The organism is Arthrobacter sp. E44, assembly GCF_041877125.1.
In the GTDB taxonomy this organism is placed as follows: Bacteria; Actinomycetota; Actinomycetes; order Actinomycetales; family Micrococcaceae; genus Arthrobacter.
Genome location: NZ_JBHDJA010000048.1, coordinates 1 through 4084, shown reverse-complemented (window position 1 = coordinate 4084; position 4084 = coordinate 1). Strand labels below are relative to the sequence as shown.

Below are 4084 nucleotides of genomic sequence, written 5' to 3'. Positions count from 1 at the left end.
ACCGCCCGCGGGTACCGCAACGCCGCCAACTACAAATCGGTTATTCTCTTGAGAAGTGCCGTCAGGACGGCGGCATGACGCTCATTCCAGGGATCCATTTCCCCACGAACCGCGAAGAGCCTGTTATCTACGCATCCCTCACAGCAGGGCTATGAGCCGGATCGACCTACTTTTCGGCGCCCAAATACTGCCGCCGCAGGCTCCACTGCTACCCGATTGCTTAGCCGCGAACTACGTCAATCCCCCGATGAGTTCAGCTACGAAAACTTATGCCAAATTAAGCGTGAAGGTGCCTATAGAAGGCGAGCCGACCGTGATCAGTCGCATTGATGCTCCTCCGTCGCAAATCACTTTCGTCGATCACGTAGTCGACTAAATGTGCCGCCACTAGCTTGTTTACGCGAGTTATAAGGGGCGACGGCCCGGCGTACCCGAAGTCCGCAAAATCGCTGGGACTACAGGAACCCGCCTTGTCCCGGAGCAGTTTATCAAACACCGCCCAATCCGACTTGGTCAGTGTTTCAGCCGACTCCTTGTACACGAGTTCACTCTCTTGAAGAATAAACTGCTTAAATTCTTCGTCACGCTCTTCTTCGGACTTTGCCACCAATTCGTCTGGGTCCGAATCGTAGCAAAAACGCTCAGCAAGGTTTAGCGAGTATCTCAAGTTGTAGCCAATAGATTCATAAAGCGTGCGGAAGGCATGCTTGGACACAGGCAGAGATGCCTCCTCGCCCATCGAAAGAAGCCGCGCCCTGCGTTCGATAACGTCGGGCACCAACTTCGAATCAATAGGCGGAACCTCGATGGGATTGAGGAAAACGCCATACATTTTTTGACTGGCAAAAGCTGCTCGCACAATTCCCTGCGCACCGCTGATTATCCACCGCACACCTTTACGCTTCAAAAGCGGGTCGCGAAGAGGTTGCAGTACGTCTAGCGCAATCTTGGTATCTTTCAGCTCTTCTAGGTTGTCTATGAAGCAGATAACGCCACCGGAAGAACGGTCGGGGAAAAGCTCGGTAAGCCAGCCATCGATCATTTGGATAACGCCAGCCTCGGTAAAACCAGGGCTCGTTGAGGGAGTTCTTGACTTTCCTCCACCAAGGCTTCCGCCGTAACCCGAGAGATTAAGACCCAAAGCAGCATTCCACCCACTACCTGTGGGCGAAAGAAGCCATAATTTTAGGTCTTCGAGCCCTCGAAGAGGCCGGCCTTCTTTTTTTAGAACATCCGCATGGCCAATAAGCGCCGCCGCAATTTGCTGGAAGGCACGTCGTTCGAATGTTTCAACGGTATCCGAAGGACGAAGCGAAAGGGGCTTAGAAGTAGTAATGAACAGCGGGCCACCAGCCGCGCGGAGGGTAGTTGCTTGGTGAGCCGCAACAGCGGCTAGGCTCGTCTTACCAACGCCAAAGTTTCCTTCCAGAGAAACAACTGGGGCTCCACCGTTCAACTGTCGGGAGATCTTTTTCAGCTCTTTTTCCCGGCCGACTAGCAACCGCCACTGCTCGCCCGTCGTTTGTATGGCATCCGTGGAGTACGGGTTGTCACGAAACCCGAACTCTTGCCAAGTCGATAGTTGTAGCATCTTTCCCCCCAATGTGAAGTTGTTAGACCAAGACCACCATATTGTCTATCAACCGATATGTGGCGACGCACCGCCTTCGTGATGCTTTTACAGGTCAGGCGGAACTGATGGCGAGGATGCATCGCTCTGCCACTCTTCCACGGCTCTGACGAGTAGCTTCCGGGAGCGTTTGGCGATCATCGCAGCGCACTAAGCCAGCCGATCGCTTCGCGCAGGCGTCCACCCCAACCCAGGCCCCAGCTTGCCGGAAATGTCGGTCAGGATCTGCACGTAGTCCTCGTGGTCGAAGCTGAAGGGCAGCGCGAACGCCACCTCATCCACCTCCTGGAAACCGGCATGCGCATACAGTTGCTCGGCGATCTGCTCACTTGTGCCAATGAGGTCAGGCGCGAACATCATGCCCTGCGGCCCCTGCGGAGCAGCAGTGCGGGGAGTGCGTTCGTCGACATACCGCTGGTACTTCTCCCGCTGGGCAGGAGTCGCCGAGTCGGTGGGGATCACCACCAGGCCCTGGGACACCCGCGCCCCAGCATGCCCGGCGGCAGCAGCCGCCTCCCGGAACGCCCGGATCTGCGACTGCTGAACGAGGGCAAAGTCCGGCTCCTGGTCCTTGTCCGGGAAGATCACGCTGCTGGACAGCAGGTTGAAGCCACTTGAACCTGCCCACACGGCTGACTTCATGCTGCCGGCCCCGTACCAAAGGCGCTCCCGCAGCCCGGGCGAGTGCGGCTCCACGCGGTTGGAGAACTCCTCCACCACGCCCTGCTTGCCGGAAAACTCCCGCACCGGCTCCCCGGCAACCAAACGTGCGAACCGCTCCACCCGGGCGTAGCTGAAGTCCTCCACGTCCGCGGTATCCGGGTACAGCTCATGCTTCACCGTGTCGTACTGCATCGGCTCCCCTACGCTCACGCCCGGATTGATGCGTCCTCCGGCGAGCAGATCCACCGTGGCCAGATCCTCGGCCAGGCGCAGCGGATTCTCCCAGCCCAGCGGCGTCACGGCGGTACCCAGCTCAATCCGGGACGTGCGCTGGCTCGCCGCCGCCATCACCGCCACCGGAGATGAGATTCCGAACTGCAGGTGCCGGTGGCGCAACCAGGCACTGTCGAACCCCAGCCGCTCCCCCAGCTCAATGATCCGCAGCGTGGACTCATGGCCCGCGGCCGGATCAGCAGGGTCAAACAGCCCAATGGTGAGGAACCCAAGCTTGCGCAGGGGACGGTCGGGGTGCGGCATCGGCTTCCTTCAAGCGGGGGACGTGGCTGAGTTCAGACTAGGCGGAAGCCCCGTAAATGAACCAGCAATCATTGACGCACATGACGGCATTGTGGTTAGGCTCGCCTCAAGCCAGCGACGGCGCCGGCATGGGAGGAAGATATGTCACTGCAGGAAATCGAGTTCACGTCCGCCAACGGCCGCGACACCATCCAGGCGTGGGTCTACGAACCCATCGGGCAGCCCAAGGCCATCGTGCAGCTGATCCACGGGCTCGGCGAGCACTCCCGCCGCTATCTCCACCTCATCTCCACCCTGGTGGATGCGGGATTCATCGTGGTGGCAGGCGACCACTCCGGGCACGGGCGCACAGCCATGCAGCAGGGCACCTGGGGCGATGCCGGCGAGGACGCCGCCAGCGTGGTGGTTGCGGACGAGGTCACCCTGCAGGCCAAGGCCCGGGAAGCACTCCCCCAGCTCCCGTACGTGGTGTTCGGACACAGCTGGGGATCCATGATCGCCCGCGCCCTGGCCACCGACCCGCAGGCGCAGCTCTCCGGCCTGATCCTCTGCGGCATCGCCGCCCAGATGCGCGGCATCGAGAAGATGGTTGACCGGCCGGAACTGGCGCGGCTTGCATCCGGCGAGCGCGCCGCCGAGCCCGCGCCCCAGGAACTGGTGGCCCAGCTGTTCGACGGCTTCCTGGGCCGCTTCGGCGAGGGTGCCGGCCCCACCGCCTGGGTGGCCCTGGACGCAGACGTCGTGACCGACCACGGCAGGGACCCCTTCAACAACTTCGGCGCACCGCTCAGCGCCCGCTTCCTGCAGGGCTTCGTAGACCTCTACGACCAGGTCACCTCCGACGACTGGTACAAACAGCTCCCCGCGGAACTCCCCGTCCTGATCCTCGCCGGCGACCAGGACCCCGTCACCAACTACGGCGAAGGCGCCTACCACGTGGCCAACCGCCTGGCGGACACGGGCCACGCCGACGTCCGCACCCGCGTCTTCCCCGGCGTCCGCCACGAGGTCCACAACGAACCCACCACCCGCGCCGAGACGGAGCGCGAGACGGTCGAGTTCATCCAGCGGGTAGCGGGCAGCTGACGGTCCCACAAGCACCTCCCACGGAAGGTACGACGGCGGCACTCACCGCTTGGGTTCTAGTGGTCGTTGCAACACCCCTTAGTTTTGGGAGTTGCAACGACCATGTCGTCTTTAAGCGAGGGCAGGACCCCTCGACGGAGCTATACCTCCGGGGAAAGGGAAGGGTTC

3 protein-coding genes are annotated in these 4084 nt (G+C 61.2%); 1 reads left to right on the top strand and 2 read right to left on the bottom strand.

Annotated features, from left to right (window positions below):
* Nucleotides 1–277: 277 nt before the first annotated feature.
* Both ACETK3_RS21175 and ACETK3_RS21170 read right to left on the bottom strand, forming a co-directional pair.
* Complete coding sequence (locus ACETK3_RS21175; RefSeq protein WP_373993584.1) at nt 278–1591, bottom strand: hypothetical protein; 1314 nt, start codon at nt 1589–1591, stop codon at nt 278–280.
* Between the two features lie 189 nt (nt 1592–1780).
* Nucleotides 1781–2830 (bottom strand): LLM class flavin-dependent oxidoreductase, encoded by a 1050-nt coding sequence (locus ACETK3_RS21170; RefSeq protein ID WP_373993583.1) that lies wholly within the window; start codon nt 2828–2830, stop codon nt 1781–1783.
* Between the two features lie 141 nt (nt 2831–2971).
* On the opposite strand from ACETK3_RS21170, the gene ACETK3_RS21165 reads away from it, so the two are divergent.
* On the top strand, nt 2972–3916 hold the full coding sequence (locus tag ACETK3_RS21165) for an alpha/beta fold hydrolase (protein WP_373993582.1): 945 nt from the start codon (nt 2972–2974) through the stop codon (nt 3914–3916).
* Nucleotides 3917–4084 lie beyond the last annotated feature (168 nt).